Source organism: Cobetia sp. MB87, assembly GCF_011319755.1.
Taxonomy (GTDB): domain Bacteria; phylum Pseudomonadota; class Gammaproteobacteria; order Pseudomonadales; family Halomonadaceae; genus Cobetia.
On sequence record NZ_VFBC01000003.1, the window covers coordinates 168,645 to 182,341 of the forward strand.

Below are 13,697 nucleotides of genomic sequence, written 5' to 3' on the forward strand. Positions count from 1 at the left end.
ACGTGGCGCGCAGGCGTCTGAACTGTCAGCGAAAAAAGCCGTGGAACACGATGGGCACAGTATGCCTGCCACCGCGATACGGGCCAAGCCGATGCACCATGTCCCAGGAAACCATGCCCACGGGGGCAATCAGAAGCGCACGTCGACCGGCAGGAAGCGCCACTCGCCCGGCGCCATGCGGCCCAGCAGAATCGCGCCCAGGCGCAGACGACGGACCTCGATGACCTTGAGGCCCTGCTCCTCGACCGCACCGCGGATACCGCTCACCGGCACTCGCTTCATGGCGATGCGCAGACGGGTGTCGCTCTGCCAGCTGATGCTGACCTTGGGCTTGCGCCCGCGGATGTCGGCGCACAGCGCGAAGCCGATACGCTTGAGGCCGTCGTCATCAAGCGTCCCTTCCACTTCGACGACGTATTCCTGCTCCAGCTGGTCCAGGTCATCACCGAGCTTGCGGATCACACCACGATTCTGTGACCACACCGCGAGACCGGATTCATCCTCGCCGAGCTCGGCCAGCGGCTGCTGAGACAGGAAATGCACCTTGAGCCAGTCGGCACCACTGTTGTCCAGCGCACTGCGCGGCGCACCGTCACGCAGGGTCAGCGGGTCCGGCAGCGGCGTGCCCGGCGGCTGATACCAGACCAGGGTCATCGGCTCGATGGGGGCCATGCTGGCGCCCTCATCGACGGTGACTTCCTCATCGGTGACCTTGAAGAAAGGCGCTTCCACGATCTCGCCCGCGACACGAACCACCCCCTTGGCGATGAGATGCTCGGCCTCACGGCGCGAGATGCCCTGCTGATGGGCCAGAAACTTGGAAAGACGGACGGGTTCGGTCATGGGGACTCTCGAGGCAGCGACGCAGGCAACAGGCAGAGCAGCAGCACGCAGAAGCGCAGATAGAAAAGAAGTGGGACGCCTGACAGGGTCATCAAGGCTGGCCCGCCATGATAACGGCATGAGCCGAGGATGGCACGGACGAGACGCGCTGAAGATGCTAGGCTGCGTGGCCGGAAATCGGCGCGGGGGACTTCAGCAGATCATTTGATGCTTTTCACCAAGCTCCTTGACGCTTTCTGCCAGCGCATCTGATCCACTGCGCCGGCTCACCTGCCCCGCTGGAGCAAGCCAACTGACCGCCTCTGACAAGCCTGATCATGCGCTGACAGGTATGCTGCATTGCCCGCGTCATCGCCACGCAACCGCGTGATGCCACTTGCGGAACCCTTTGCGCGGCAAAGCGTCAGAGTTGCGTTGAAGCTCACTCTGGACCATCGAAGATCAGGGTCAGGCAAACTGATGCGCTTGCGCGTCGACTGTCGCTACCGAGGAAGCCGGTGGCCAACGCTTCAGTCTCCGTCAGTGACTCGCCAGCCAAAGGTGTGCGATCAACCCGGATTGACCCTGCGCGCCATCACGCCTTGCTGCGCTTCCCAGGCCACGTTCACAGGTATCTTGCATGCGTTTACCCCTTACATCGCGCCGTCCACTGACTCACACGGGGCGCTACGCCATCAGCAGTGCACGTACTCTTCGTCATCTGGTACTGGTCTTCGGCCTGACGCTGGCCGCGGGTTGCTCTGCGCCACACGCCTCAGACGCGCCTGCCGCACCGACCACCGCGGCCAAGGCAGCCGTCAAGGCCGAACGACTGGAAAGTCTGCTGGTGCAAGGCGAGAGCGATGTGCCCAGGAACCTGCTGCTCAGCAAGGCCGGCGCCAAGGCGATCGACCCCAATGGCCAGCGGCCGGTGGATGACCCGCTGACCTGCCTGGCGCGCGCCGCCTACTGGGAAGCCAAGGGCGAAGGCAGAAGCGGCATGCAGGGCATCGTCAATGTGGTGATCAACCGCGCCGCCGATCCGCGCTTCCCCGATAGCCTGTGCGGCGTGGTCAAACAGGGCGGCGAGAGCGGCAGCTGTCAGTTCTCCTGGTGGTGCGACGGACGCTCGGACAGGATCCGCGAGCCGGAAGCCTACGCCGAGGCACGCGACGTGGCCCGTCAGGCACTCAACCATCAGCTGGAAGACGTCACAGACGGTGCCCTCTACTTCCACGCCCGCTACGCCACGCCCTACTGGGCCAAGCGCTTCGTGCGTACCGCACGAATCGGTCAGCACCTGTTCTATCGCAACTGAGCACGAGTCGCTGCTGCTGGATGACCGCTGTTGAGAGCCAGCCGATACTTGCTCCATAAACCCTGCGACCAGAAGCCACAAACACGACGCCCCCGCTGCCATTGGCAGCGGGGGCGTCTGCATGAGAGCGGGTTGTCGCCTACTTGTCCGGCTGGGCCGCCAGCTTGGTGCGGATGAACTCGCTATGGCTGACATGCAGCAGCCCGGCAAGACGGCGGATACGATGCTCCTCCTGAGGGTCCAGCTCGCCATCGGCGTAGGCCAGCTCCCAGAGCATGCCGATCAGTTCGGTGCGCTCCTCAAGGCTCATGTGCTCGTTGAGCTGCTTGACGAAGCGGTAGTGATCCGTGGCCTGCTCGGCATCCTGCTCGGCCTGGGTCAGCAGGCTGGCAAGTTCCTCATCCCCGAGCGAGAAGCGCTCGGCCAGCTGGCGCGCCAGGGCTTCACGTTCACGCACATCGAGATGGTCATCGGCGCGCACCACCTCGAACATCAGCACGGCCATGGCGAGTTCAGGGCCGGGTTCATCGTTGGGGCGGGCATTGCTGCCGGGCATCATCACCTGACGAATGAGACGATTGATCTGACCGGCGACGGATAGCTGAGCTGGCATGCTGACCTCCAGGAACGGAAAATGTAGTGTCCTTGAATCCTTCATGAGGGCTGCGGCACGGGTTGCAACCTCGCAGTTGCGCACGGCCGCGTTGCCGGTGACGCGACGCGCCCTTCGCGCCGCCCGCACCTTCGCGATATAGTAGCGCCCATCCCGACGGGGCGACGCGTTCGCCCCTATCACGTGTCATTCCGGCGAGCCGCTGCCCCTTCACGCAGCAGGCGCCCTTTACCGTCAAGACGAGGCCTCATGTCAGCGCGCAAGATTCTGGTCACCAGTGCCCTGCCCTATGCCAATGGGTCGATCCACCTGGGTCACCTGCTTGAGTACATCCAGACCGACATCTGGGTACGCTTCCAGAAAAGTCGTGGCCACGAATGCCATTACGTGTGCGCCGATGACGCCCACGGTACCGCCATCATGCTGCGGGCCGAGCAGGAGGGTGTCACCGCCGAGCAGCTGATCCAGCGTGTGAGTGACGAGCACCAGGCCGACTTCGCCAAGTTCGGCGTCGGCTTCGACAACTATCACTCCACCCATTCGCCGGAGAACCGGGCCCACAGCGAGCGCATCTACCTGGCGCTGCGTGATGCCGGCCATATCGCCACCCGCGATATCGAGCAGATGTTCGATCCGGTCAAGGGCCTGTTCCTGGCCGACCGCTTCATCAAGGGCACCTGCCCGAAGTGCAAGACTGAAGACCAGTACGGCGACAACTGTGAAGCCTGTGGCGCGGCCTACACGCCGGCCGAGCTGATCGATCCGGTCTCTGCCATCTCCGGTGCCACGCCGGAAATGCGCACCTCCACCCACTACTTCTTCAAGCTGCCGAACTTCGCCGAGTTCCTCAAGGAGTGGACCAAGAGCGGCCGCGTGCAGAGCCAGATTTCCAACAAGCTGCAGGAATGGTTCGAGGCGGGACTGGCCGAGTGGGACATTTCCCGCGATGCGCCATACTTCGGTTTCGAGATTCCCGACGCGCCGGGCAAGTACTTCTATGTGTGGCTGGATGCGCCGATCGGCTACCTCGCCAGCTTCCAGAACCTGTGCGAGAAGCAGGGCATCGACTTCGACAGCTACTGGAAGGCCGATTCCGATGCCGAGGTCTATCACTTCATCGGCAAGGACATCGTCTACTTCCACGCCCTGTTCTGGCCGGCGATGCTGGAAGGTGCCGGCATGCGCACCCCGACCGGCGTCAACTGCCACGGTTTCGTGACCGTGAACGGCGCCAAGATGTCCAAGTCACGCGGCACCTTCATCAAGGCCGATACCTACGCGCAGTTCCTCAACCCGGAATACCTGCGCTACTACTTCGCCGCCAAGCTGACTTCCGGCGTCGATGACCTCGACCTCAACCTCGACGACTTCACCGCCCGCGTGAATTCCGACCTGGTCGGCAAGGTGGTCAACATCGCCAGCCGCTGTGCCGGTTTCGTCAAGAAGTTCGGCGACGGCAAGCTGTCCGCCACCTGCGCCGAGCCGGAGCTGGTCGAGCGCTTCATCGCCGCTGGCGAAGGCATCGCGGCGGACTTCGAAGCCCGTGAATTCGCTCGCGCCATGCGCAAGGTGATGGAACTGGCCGATGAAGCCAACACCTACATCGCCGACAAGGCACCGTGGGCGATGGCCAAGGAAGAGGGCCGCGAGCAGGAAGTGCTCGACGTCTGCTCCGTGGGCATCAACCTGTTCCGCCAGCTGATGGTCTATCTGGCGCCGGTGATTCCGGAGCTGACCGACAAGGCACGCGACTTCCTGAACCTCGAGAGCCTCGACTGGGCCAGCCGCGAAGACGTGCTGACCGATCACGCCATTAACAAGTTCAAGCCGCTGCTGACCCGCGTCGAGCCGGAGCGCATCGACAAGATGCTCGAAGCCTCACGCGAAGTGCTGGTCGAGGAACAGAAGATCAAGGACGGCACCGCCAAGGCGGAAGCAGAAGCCGCTGCCGCACCGAGTCCGCTCAATGCCGACCCGATCGCCGAGGAGATCGACTTCGACACCTTCATGAAGACCGACCTGCGTGTGGCGAAGATCGTCAAGGCGGAGCACGTCGAGAAGGCGGCCAAACTGCTCAAGCTGACATTGGATATCGGCGGCGAGACCCGCACCGTATTCTCCGGCATCAAGTCCGCCTACGCGCCGGAAGCCCTGGAAGGCCGCCTGACCGTGATGGTCGCCAACCTGGCACCGCGCAAGATGCGCTTCGGCGTGTCAGAAGGCATGGTGCTGGCCGCCGGTGACGACGAAGGCATCTACCTGCTGGAGCCGCACACCGGCGCCAAGCCGGGTCAGCGCGTCACTTGATACAGTGTTGATACAGTGATGATGCACTGATTCAACCTCGCTGAAGGCTCTTCAGCACAACGCCCCGCCAGAGACTCTCTGGCGGGGCGTTGTCGTACATGCGTCACATCCGGGCGGCGGAACGGCTACTCGTAACGGCGACCGGCATGCTCCAGCCAGCCACCCACATGGCGGCCACCGGGATCATGGTGCGTCCAGTGGATCACGCCGCCCTTGTCGGTCCACTCGTATTCCCCGTGGAAGCCGATGCGATCACCTACCTGAAGACTGTCGATACGCGGTGCCAGATCGATGTTGTGCGCCACCAGAATGGTGGTGCCACCCGCGACCCGAATCAGGAACTTCTGGTGACGGCTGCCCTTGAGATCATCCCGGAGCAGACGTATCACCTCCCCCGTGCCACGTACCTGAACATCACTCTGCTGCGCACTGATGGCGCGCTTGAGTCGGCTTTCGTCCGCCGAAGAGGCACCTTCCCCCTGCGTCGCCTCGGCCTGCGGCGACTGGAAGTCATTCCACAGCTGAGAAAGCGAGAAGTTGCCATTGCCCGTCAGCTGCGAGATGCCCGCCATCGCCACCACCAGGATGATGACCCATAACGGCCGACGGCCGCGTGTTCCTGTCCTGCGCATATCCCGCTCCTTGTGCCACCTCCGGGTGACGTGAAAGTCTCTGACCACGTCACAATCAATAAAAGTAATAAAGGAATTCTTCTTTATTACTTCAAGAACCAAGCAAAACGCGAAACAATAGCCGTCTCATGCTGGCAACACTCCGCCTGGCTTGCCACGCTACAGGCTGTCGGCCAGCAGCATCTTGCGTATAATACCGCCGCGCTCGACGATCCCCTGCCCCGCAGCTTCCTGACAGCTTGCGGCGGCCATAGCCCTGATCGCCTGCGAGTGCCGGTTCAAGCATGCCGCGAACACGGAAGCGCCTTCGAAACACCCTGACCGAGCGACGCCCCTGATGAGTGAATACCTTCTTATCCTGATCAGCACCATCCTGGTCAACAATTTCGTGCTGGTGCAGTTCCTCGGCCTGTGCCCCTTCATGGGTGTCTCCAACAAGCTGGAGTCCGCGATGGGCATGTCGCTGGCCACCACCTTCGTGCTCACGCTGTCGTCGATGTGCGCCTACCTGACCTATCACTTCATCCTCGCGCCGCTGGGGCTCGAGTACCTGCGAACCATCGCCTTCATCATGGTGATCGCCGTGGTGGTCCAGTTCACCGAGATGGTGGTCAAGAAGACCAGCCCGCTGCTCTATCAGGTGCTGGGCATCTTCCTGCCGCTGATCACCACCAACTGTGCGGTGCTTGGCGTGGCGCTGCTGACCCTGAACCGCAATTCCAGCTTCATGGAAGCCACGCTCTACGGCTTCGGCGCGGCCGTCGGCTTCTCGCTGGTACTGGTACTGTTCGCCGCCATGCGCGAGCGTCTGGCCGTCGCCGATGTGCCGCGCCCCTTCCAGGGCCCCGCCATCGCGATGATCACCGCCAGCCTGATGTCGCTGGCCTTCCTCGGCTTCTCCGGACTGGTGCAGATCTGACATGCTCGAATTCTTCAACGACCATACGCTGATCTCCGCGATCGTCGCACTGGTGGCCATGGCCGTCGTCTTCGGGGGGCTGCTCGGCTTTGCCGCCGTGGCCTTCAAGGTCGAGGGAGACCCCATCGTCGAGCAGATCGACCAGCTCCTGCCGCAGACCCAGTGCGGCCAGTGTGGCTATCCGGGCTGCAAGCCCTACGCCCAGGCCATCGCCGAAGGGGATGAGATCAACAAGTGCCCGCCGGGCGGCGAGAGCACCATCGCCTCGCTGGCCGACCTGCTGGGCCGCGAGGCCACGCCGCTGGATGGCGATGCCGACAACATCCCCAAGGTGGCAGTGATTCGCGAGGACGAGTGCATCGGTTGCACCAAGTGCATCCAGGCCTGCCCTGTCGATGCCATTCTGGGTGCCGCCAAGCACATGCACACCGTGATCGCCGACGAATGCACCGGCTGCGACCTGTGTGTCGAGCCCTGCCCGGTCGATTGCATCGACATGGTGCCGGTCGCCACTGACGTGCGCAGCTGGCACTGGCCGCAACCGGCGGGCCCGACCCGCGACAATGCCCGCTTCAGCGGCAATCTGATCGTGACCGATGCCGCCGATTCTACTGCCACATCTGCAAGGAATGTCGCCTGATGGTTCTGTCGTTGTTCAAATCCATGGTGACTTCCCGTTCTGCCACGAGCACTGCTGCCCCGCGCGCGACAGGCAGTGACAACGCTCCCCGCGTATTCGACTTCCACGGCGGAATCCATCCGCCGGAGCACAAGGCGCTCTCCAACCGCGCCCCGCTGGTAGCCGCCCCGCTGCCTCGTGAGGTGGTGCTGCCGCTCAGTCAGCATATCGGTGCGCCCGCCCAGCCACTGGTGGAGATCGGCCAGCGCGTGAAGACGGGCGAGCTGATCGCCCGCGCCCAGGGCATGATCTCCGCCCCGGTGCATGCCAGCATCACCGGCGTGGTCACCGCCATCGAGCCACGCCAGATTCCCCACGTCTCGGGTCTGGAAGACCTGTGCATCGTGATCGAGCGCGACGGCGAGATCGATGAATGGGCGCGCCTGGAAGCCTGGCGTGACTGGCGTCAGCAGGAAGCCCAGGACCTGATCCAACGCCTGCAGGACGCCGGCGTGGTCGGCCAGGGCGGTGCCGGCTTCCCCTCGGCGGTGAAGGCGCGCGTACGTGAGCGCCACGCCATCGATACCCTGATTCTGAATGCGGCGGAGTGTGAGCCTTACATCACCGCCGACGACCTGACCATGCGCACGCATCCGGAAGCGCTGATCGAAGGGCTCGAGATTCTCGCCAGCCTGATCGGCCCCGAGTGCATCCTGATCGGTATCGAGGACAACAAGCCCGAGGCCGTCATCGCGCTGGAACAGGCGATTCGCGCCCGCCGCGCCGACAAGCGCCTGCCACCGCTGGATTCACGCCTCGAAGTCGTGGTGGTGCCGACCAGGTATCCCTCCGGCGGCGAGAAGCAGCTGATCAAGCTGCTGACAGACCGCGAAGTGCCCAGCCGTGGCCTGCCCGCCGATGTCGGCGTGGTGGTGCACAATCCTGGCACCGTACGCGCCGTGCAGCGCGCGGTCTGCTTCGGCGAGCCGATGATCTCGCGCGTCGTCACCCTGACCGGCGAGGCCCTGCAGCACCCGCACAACGTCGAGGCGCGCCTGGGTACCTCCATCGCAGACCTGCTGCGCCTGGCCGCTCCTTCTGCAAGCGGCATCGCACGCCTGGTGATGGGTGGCCCGATGATGGGCTTCACCCTCGAGAGCGACGCCCTGCCGATCATCAAGACCACCAACTGTCTGCTGGCCTCCTCCCCCGAGTCACTGCCGGCACCGGCGGTCGAGCAACCCTGTATCCGTTGCGGCATGTGCGAACAGGCCTGCCCGGCCGAGCTGTTGCCGCAGCAGCTCTACTGGTTCTCCAAGGCACGCGAGTTCGACAAGGCCGAGCTCTACAATCTGGCGGACTGCATCGAATGCGGCGCCTGCTCCTATGTCTGCCCCAGCCAGATTCCGCTGGTGCAGTATTACCGTTTCGCCAAGGGCGAGATTCGCAGTGCTCAGCATGAGGCGCGCAAGTCCGAACGCGCCCGTCACCGCTTCGAGTTCAAGCAGGCGCGCATGGCGCGCGAGGAAGCCGAGAAGGAAGCTAAGCGCCAGCAGCGCGCCCAGGCGGCCCAGAAGTCCGCTGCCGCCCGCGCCGAAGCCAGTGCCAGCGCAGACACGACGTCGACCTCGGTCTCCACAGCGACCGCGGCTGCCCAGCCGGCACCGGCCACCGACATCAAGGCCTTCAAGACGGCGCGTGCCGCAGCCAACATCGCCCTCAAGAAAGCCGAGAAGGCGCTCAAGGCCGCTCAGGACAGTGGCGAGAGCAGCACCAGTGATCTTGCGGCGCTTGAGGCCAACGTGACCGCGGCCAAGGCCAAGCTCGCCAGCGCCGAAAGCGCCCTCAAGGCCGCCAGTGAGGCAAGCGAGTCCGCCGCTGCGGCCCCCGCCTCTGCTGCCACTGGCACGTCCGCCCCCGCCGCCGCAGCCCCGGCTGCCGCAGCTTCGGCTGCCGCAGCTTCGGCTGGCGACCTCAAGGCGTTCAAGACGGCGCGTGCCGCCGCCAACATCGCCGTCAAGAAGGCCGAGAAGGCCCTCAAGACCGCCCAGGACAGTGGCGAAGGCGACATCGCGGCGCTGGAGGCCGGCGTCACGGAGGCCAAGACGAAACTGGCCAAGGCCGAAGCCGACCTCAAGGCTGCCAGCGAGGCCAGCGAGTCAGCTGCTACTGCGGCGGCCAGCACTTCCACCACAGGTGCGGCTGCCGACCTCAAGGCGCTCAAGACGGCGCGTGCCGCCGCCAATATCGCGGTCAATAAGGCCGAGAAGGCCCTCAAGACGGCACAGGATAGCGGTGAGGGTGACATCGCGACGCTGGAGGCCAGCGTCACGGACGCCAGGGCGCGACTTGCCAAGGCCGAAGCTGACCTCAAGGCCGCCAGCGAGCCCGCTGCCCCTGCGCCGGCCAGCACTTCCTCGACAGGCGCGGCTGCCCCCGCAGCCGCAGCGCCGGCTGCCGCAGCGCCGGCTGCCGATCTCAAGGCACTCAAGACGGCCCGTGCCGCAGCCAATATCGCGGTCAAGAAGGCCGAGAAGGCCCTGGCCCGCGCCAGCGAAAGCGGTGAAGGCGATATCGAGGACCTGCAGACCCTGCTGGCCACGGCACAGGAAAACCTGCGTGCCGCCGAGGTCCGTCTGACCAGTGCACAAGCTGACGGCGCTGACGCGCCGCCTGCCGCCAAGGGCACGGGCGAATTGATTCCCGAAGCGCCCACGCCCGACGCGGGTTCTGTGGGGCGCGGCAGCATGGCCAGCAACGTGACGCTCTCCCAGGCCGAGATCGAGGCATCACGCGCCGAGAACCTCGCCAAGCGTCACAAGCAGGTCAGCATCGCGGTCAAGGCGGCCGAGGCGGCCCACCGCAAGGCCGAGGCGGCATTGAGCGAGGCGAATGACGAAAACCGTCAGCGCCTGGCGACCAAGGTCGACCGCACGCGCCGCAATCTGGAACACGCCCGCGAGTCATTGGCCGAGGTGCAGGCACTGGTGGACGCCCAATGAGTGACCTGAGCCCCTCTAGCGCGCCAATGGCGACGCATCCTGAAGCACGCCTCGTGTCATTGCCCATTTACCGCAAGGATCTGACCGTCTCATGAGCCTGATGCATGCAAGCTCCCCCCATGCCCATGGGCCAACCGCCACCTCGCGCGTGATGGCCTGGGTGCTGGCCGCGACGCTGCCGGGCATCGCCGTGCTGTGCTGGCATTATGGCTGGGGTGTGCTGTTCAACCTCGTCTTCGCCTGTCTGGCGGGTATCACCCTCGAGGCACTACTGCTCAAGCTGCGTGGCCGTCCGGTCAGCTTCTTCCTCAAGGACAATTCGGCACTGGTGACCTGTGTGCTGCTGGCGGTGTCATTGCCGCCGCTGGCGCCCTGGTGGCTGGTACTGACCGGCGTGATCGCGGCGATCGTGGTCGCCAAGCAGCTCTATGGCGGTCTGGGCCAGAATCCGTTCAATCCGGCCATGGTCGCCTATGCGCTACTGCTGATCTCCTTTCCGGTCGAGATGTCGCGCTGGTCGGCCCCCGATGGCTTCGCACTCGGCTTCGCTGACAGCCTCAAGCAGTTCTTCGGCGTGATCACCACGCCAGATGCCCTGACCGGCGCCACACCGCTGGACGCCTTCCGCAACAAGGGCGAGCTTTCCAGCAGCGAGTTCTGGGCAGACCCTAGCCTGCTGCCCGCCGCCAACCTGCTCGCCTGGCAGCAGACGGCCATCGCCTGGGGAGCCGGCGGCCTGGTGCTGCTGGCGCGCCGCCTGATCACCTGGCATATCCCGGTGGCGATGCTGGGCAGCCTGGCGATGATCTCCGGCATCTTCGCCTTCGTGGATGGCGAGCAGCACGCCAGCCCCCTGTTCCACCTGCTGTGCGGTGCGGCGATCTTCGGCGCCTTCTTCATCGCCACGGACCCGGTCACGGCGGCGACCTCCAACAAGGGCAAGCTCTATTACGGCGTCGGCATCGGCGTGCTGATCTACCTGATTCGCGCCTTCGGCGCCTATCCTGACGCCATCGCCTTCGCGGTGCTGCTGATGAACTTCAGCGTGCCGTTCATCGATTACTACACCCAACCACGCAGCTATGGTCACAAGAAGGCCCGCCGCGGCATCAAGCTGGAGGACAAGGCATGAGCCTCACGCCTGATCAGCCCGAACAGCAAGCTCAGGCCGCCCACGGCCTGAAGCACACCATCGCGCGGGCCGCGCTGGGCCTGGCGGTCTTCGCCATCGTCACCGCCGGCGTCGTCGCCATGACCCAGATGACCACCGCCGAGACCATCGCCGACAACGAGCGTGCCGCCCAGAGCGCGGCGCTGGCCGAGATCATCCCGCCGTCGCTGCACGACAATGACCTGCTCGACGCGGCCTTCGTCCTGCCGCCCTCCCAGGTGCTGGGTCTGGAGAGTGCCGATACTGGCTGGCGCGCCACCCAGAATGGCGAGACCGTCGCGGTACTGCTGCCGGTGGTGACCGGCAAGGGTTACAGCGGCGATATCCGCCTGCTGGTCGGTATCCGTGCCGATGGCAGCGTGGCTGGCGTGCGCGCCGTCAAGCACGCCGAGACCCCGGGGTTGGGCGACAAGATCGAGGCGCGCAAGTCCGACTGGATTCACGAATTCGATGACCAGACACTCAGCTCGGTGGAGTGGAAGGTGAACAAGGATGGCGGTGATTTCGACCAGTTCACCGGTGCGACCATCACCCCGCGCGCCGTGGTGGGTGCCGTTCGTCAGGCGCTGATCTACTTCATGGCGCATCGCACGGCGCTGCTGGCCGGCGACAGCGAGACGCTGACCGCGACCCGCCGCGCCGCCAGGGCCCAGCAAGGCACGCAAGCTCCTAGCGCTGATGGCACGCTCACGCCATCAGCGCCTTCTGAACATGGCGGAGACGAACCTCATGAGTGATATCTCACTTGGCAAGATCAGCCGCGACGGCCTGTGGGACAACAACCCGGCGCTGGTGCAGCTGCTGGGCCTGTGCCCACTGCTGGCCGTCACCGCCAGCGTCGTCAATGCCATCGGCCTGGGACTTGCCACCCTGCTGGTGTTGATCGGCTCCAACGTGGCGGTGTCACTGATCCGCAATCTGGTGCCGTCGGCGGTACGCCTGCCGGCCTTCGTGATGATCATCGCCTCGTTCGTGACCTGTGCCGAGCTATTGATGAAGGCGTATACCTATGAGCTCTATCAGATTCTCGGCATCTTCATTCCGCTGATCGTCACCAACTGTGCGATTCTCGGGCGTGCCGATGCCTTCGCCGCCAAGCACCCCGTGCTGCCGGCCGCCACCGATGGCTTGATGATGGGTCTGGGGTTCATGGCCGTGCTGGTACTGCTGGGCGGCATGCGTGAGCTGTTCGGCCAGGGCACGCTGTTTGCGGGCATGGAACTGCTCGTCGGGCCGATGGCCGCCGACTGGCAGCTGACGATCTTCCCGGATTACTCCTTCCTGTTCCTGGTACTGCCACCCGGGGCCTTCTTCTGCATGGGGCTGATCATCGCGGGCAAGAAGACCATCGATGAGCGCCTCGAGCAGCGCCGCAAGGCAGCCAACGCCGATGCGCCCAAGGTGTCGCGTCGCGTGCGGGTCACCGGCACGATTTCCTGACTTGCGCAGCCGCGCCTCGCTCCTGCCCATCCCCGCCTGCGATTCACCGTGCTCCAGGCGGGGTTCGACCGAAACTCGCTGACCTGACATCGAGCTGCCATGAACGCCCAGAAACGCCTCGAGATCTTCACTCGCCTGCGCAACGAGAACCCTGAACCACGCACCGAGCTTGCTTGGTCGACGCCCTTCGAGCTGCTGATCGCGGTGCTGCTCTCGGCGCAGGCCACGGACGTGGGCGTCAACAAGGCCACGGCGAAGCTGTATCCGGTCGCCAACACGCCGGAGAGCATCCTCGCGCTGGGCGTCGAGGGCCTGAAGGAGTACATCAAGACAATCGGTCTGTTCAACACCAAGGCCGAGAACGTCATCAAGACCTGCCGCATGTTGATCGAACGGCATGGTGGTGAGGTGCCGCAGACCCGCGAGGCGCTGGAAGCGCTGCCCGGCGTGGGCCGCAAGACCGCCAACGTGGTGCTCAATACCGCCTTCGGCCAGCCGACCATGGCAGTGGACACGCACATATTCCGCGTCTCCAACCGCACGCGCATCGCCCCGGGCAAGAACGTGCTGGAAGTCGAGCACAAGCTGATGCGCCATGTGCCCAAGGAGTTTCTGGTCGACGCCCACCATTGGCTGATCCTGCATGGCCGCTACACCTGCGTGGCACGCAAGCCGCGCTGCGGCAGCTGCATCATCGAAGACCTCTGCGAGTACAAGGACAAGGTCGACCTGTAACGCCTCGGGGCACGAGGATTTGATGACGTCTTCATCATCAGGGGCTTGATGACGGGAACTTGATCACCAGGCGCCTGGAGATAGCTCCGACCCTGCATGGACTGCATGCGTGACCTGCA

12 protein-coding genes are annotated in these 13,697 nt (G+C 64.6%); 9 read left to right on the forward strand and 3 right to left on the reverse strand.

Features of this window, described 5'->3' with window-relative positions; all coding sequences use genetic code 11:
- Positions 1 to 129: 129 nt before the first annotated feature.
- Complete coding sequence (locus tag CDPAHKCJ_RS02275) at positions 130 to 843, reverse strand: RNA pseudouridine synthase (protein WP_166018524.1); 714 nt, start codon at positions 841 to 843, stop codon at positions 130 to 132.
- A gap of 619 nt (positions 844 to 1,462) precedes the next feature.
- Between CDPAHKCJ_RS02275 and CDPAHKCJ_RS02280 the strand changes: the two genes are divergently transcribed.
- Positions 1,463 to 2,140, forward strand: coding sequence for a cell wall hydrolase (locus tag CDPAHKCJ_RS02280; protein WP_166018526.1), 678 nt, complete (start codon positions 1,463 to 1,465; stop codon positions 2,138 to 2,140).
- Positions 2,141 to 2,279: 139 nt separating this feature from the next.
- Here the strand turns inward: CDPAHKCJ_RS02280 and CDPAHKCJ_RS02285 are convergent, their stop codons facing one another.
- On the reverse strand, positions 2,280 to 2,753 hold the full coding sequence (locus tag CDPAHKCJ_RS02285; protein ID WP_166018528.1) for a TerB family tellurite resistance protein: 474 nt from the start codon (positions 2,751 to 2,753) through the stop codon (positions 2,280 to 2,282).
- 249 nt (positions 2,754 to 3,002) lie between these two features.
- Here CDPAHKCJ_RS02285 and metG point away from each other — a divergent pair, with 249 nt between their 5' ends.
- The gene (gene metG, locus CDPAHKCJ_RS02290) at positions 3,003 to 5,060 is read left to right on the forward strand and encodes a methionine--tRNA ligase (protein WP_166018530.1); all 2,058 of its coding nucleotides are present in this window, start codon (positions 3,003 to 3,005) and stop codon (positions 5,058 to 5,060) included.
- Between the two features lie 125 nt (positions 5,061 to 5,185).
- Here metG and CDPAHKCJ_RS02295 read toward each other — a convergent pair whose 3' ends face one another.
- Complete coding sequence (locus CDPAHKCJ_RS02295; protein ID WP_205700766.1) at positions 5,186 to 5,692, reverse strand: DUF3465 domain-containing protein; 507 nt, start codon at positions 5,690 to 5,692, stop codon at positions 5,186 to 5,188.
- Between the two features lie 337 nt (positions 5,693 to 6,029).
- On the opposite strand from CDPAHKCJ_RS02295, the gene rsxA reads away from it, so the two are divergent.
- From rsxA to nth, 7 genes are all read left to right on the forward strand, one after another.
- On the forward strand, positions 6,030 to 6,611 hold the full coding sequence (rsxA, locus tag CDPAHKCJ_RS02300; protein ID WP_043334102.1) for an electron transport complex subunit RsxA: 582 nt from the start codon (positions 6,030 to 6,032) through the stop codon (positions 6,609 to 6,611).
- A gap of 1 nt (position 6,612) precedes the next feature.
- Positions 6,613 to 7,251 (forward strand): electron transport complex subunit RsxB, encoded by a 639-nt coding sequence (gene rsxB / locus CDPAHKCJ_RS02305; RefSeq protein ID WP_166018532.1) that lies wholly within the window; start codon positions 6,613 to 6,615, stop codon positions 7,249 to 7,251.
- Positions 7,251 to 10,232, forward strand: a complete 2,982-nt coding sequence (gene rsxC / locus CDPAHKCJ_RS02310; RefSeq protein ID WP_240916617.1) for an electron transport complex subunit RsxC — start codon at positions 7,251 to 7,253, stop codon at positions 10,230 to 10,232. The genes rsxB and rsxC overlap by 1 nt, the downstream gene beginning before the upstream one ends.
- Before the next feature lie 91 nt (positions 10,233 to 10,323).
- On the forward strand, positions 10,324 to 11,364 hold the full coding sequence (gene rsxD / locus CDPAHKCJ_RS02315) for an electron transport complex subunit RsxD (protein ID WP_166018533.1): 1,041 nt from the start codon (positions 10,324 to 10,326) through the stop codon (positions 11,362 to 11,364).
- Positions 11,361 to 12,140 (forward strand): electron transport complex subunit RsxG, encoded by a 780-nt coding sequence (rsxG, locus tag CDPAHKCJ_RS02320; RefSeq protein WP_166018535.1) that lies wholly within the window; start codon positions 11,361 to 11,363, stop codon positions 12,138 to 12,140. Before rsxD ends, rsxG begins: the two co-directional genes overlap by 4 nt.
- The gene (locus tag CDPAHKCJ_RS02325) at positions 12,133 to 12,843 is read left to right on the forward strand and encodes an electron transport complex subunit E (protein ID WP_043334099.1); all 711 of its coding nucleotides are present in this window, start codon (positions 12,133 to 12,135) and stop codon (positions 12,841 to 12,843) included. The genes rsxG and CDPAHKCJ_RS02325 overlap by 8 nt, the downstream gene beginning before the upstream one ends.
- Positions 12,844 to 12,942: 99 nt before the next feature.
- Positions 12,943 to 13,578: an endonuclease III gene (nth, locus tag CDPAHKCJ_RS02330; RefSeq protein WP_043334098.1), complete on the forward strand. Its 636-nt coding sequence runs from the start codon at positions 12,943 to 12,945 to the stop codon at positions 13,576 to 13,578.
- Positions 13,579 to 13,697 lie beyond the last annotated feature (119 nt).

Excerpts from the sequence above, each read along its gene's own strand:
- metG (WP_166018530.1), top strand. The coding sequence starts at position 3,003 with ATGTCAGCGCGCAAGATTCTGGTCACCAGTGCCCTGCCCTATGCCAAT.
- rsxB (WP_166018532.1), top strand. The coding sequence starts at position 6,613 with ATGCTCGAATTCTTCAACGACCATACGCTGATCTCCGCGATCGTCGCA.
- rsxG (WP_166018535.1), top strand. The coding sequence starts at position 11,361 with ATGAGCCTCACGCCTGATCAGCCCGAACAGCAAGCTCAGGCCGCCCAC.
- CDPAHKCJ_RS02325 (WP_043334099.1), top strand. The coding sequence starts at position 12,133 with ATGAGTGATATCTCACTTGGCAAGATCAGCCGCGACGGCCTGTGGGAC.
- rsxD (WP_166018533.1), top strand. The coding sequence starts at position 10,324 with ATGAGCCTGATGCATGCAAGCTCCCCCCATGCCCATGGGCCAACCGCC.
- CDPAHKCJ_RS02275 (WP_166018524.1), bottom strand. The coding sequence starts at position 843 with ATGACCGAACCCGTCCGTCTTTCCAAGTTTCTGGCCCATCAGCAGGGC.
- rsxC (WP_240916617.1), top strand. The coding sequence starts at position 7,251 with ATGGTTCTGTCGTTGTTCAAATCCATGGTGACTTCCCGTTCTGCCACG.
- CDPAHKCJ_RS02295 (WP_205700766.1), bottom strand. The coding sequence starts at position 5,692 with ATGCGCAGGACAGGAACACGCGGCCGTCGGCCGTTATGGGTCATCATC.
- CDPAHKCJ_RS02280 (WP_166018526.1), top strand. The coding sequence starts at position 1,463 with ATGCGTTTACCCCTTACATCGCGCCGTCCACTGACTCACACGGGGCGC.
- rsxA (WP_043334102.1), top strand. The coding sequence starts at position 6,030 with ATGAGTGAATACCTTCTTATCCTGATCAGCACCATCCTGGTCAACAAT.
- nth (WP_043334098.1), top strand. The coding sequence starts at position 12,943 with ATGAACGCCCAGAAACGCCTCGAGATCTTCACTCGCCTGCGCAACGAG.
- CDPAHKCJ_RS02285 (WP_166018528.1), bottom strand. The coding sequence starts at position 2,753 with ATGCCAGCTCAGCTATCCGTCGCCGGTCAGATCAATCGTCTCATTCGT.